The organism is Thiolapillus sp., assembly GCF_048562965.1.
Lineage (GTDB): Bacteria > Pseudomonadota > Gammaproteobacteria > Chromatiales > Chromatiaceae > Thiolapillus > Thiolapillus brandeum_A.
Genome location: NZ_JBHNMF010001499.1, coordinates 1 through 598 on the forward strand (window position 1 = coordinate 1; position 598 = coordinate 598).

At 51.0% G+C, this 598-nt stretch carries 1 protein-coding gene; it reads left to right on the plus strand.

The window, feature by feature from the left end:
• Positions 1-174: 174 nt before the first annotated feature.
• Positions 175-598, plus strand: a 424-nt coding sequence (locus ACOCD2_RS25150) for a restriction endonuclease subunit S (RefSeq protein WP_294043482.1), incomplete at its 3' end; no start/stop codon positions are given.

Below are 598 nucleotides of genomic sequence, written 5' to 3' on the forward strand. Positions count from 1 at the left end.
CTGGGGGAGATTTACCGGTTTAAGCCAACAAACTCATGGTCTAGGGATCAACTGAACTACGATTCAGGAACGATCAAAAACATCCACTACGGAGACATTCACAAGGAGCTAAACCGCACGTTTAGAATAGATGACGAGGTCGTACCCTATGTGAATGACACACTAGCAGATTCGGTGAAGGAAGATGCGTTCTGCGAAGAAGGCGATATTGTCCTTGCCGATGCGTCTGAGGATGTTGATGACATCGGCAAGGCTATTGAGATAGTCGACATAGGTGGTCAGCGGCTGGTTTCTGGCCTTCACACGATCTTGGCAAGTCGGATTGACCATCGAATTGTCGTTGGTTTTGGAGCGTACCTGTATGCATCCAGCGGGGTCAGAAAGCAAATTCAACAACGTGCGCAAGGAGCCAAGGTTCTTGGTATTTCAAAGACACAGCTTGCCGAGGTGGAGCTAGCGTATCCGACGGAAGCCCGCGAACAACAAAAAATCGCCCACTGCCTCTCCTCCCTTGATGAGGTGATCGGGCTGGAGTCGCACAAGCTCGACGCCCTCAAGAACCTCAAGAAAGGCCTGATGCAGCAGCTTTTCCCGCAGG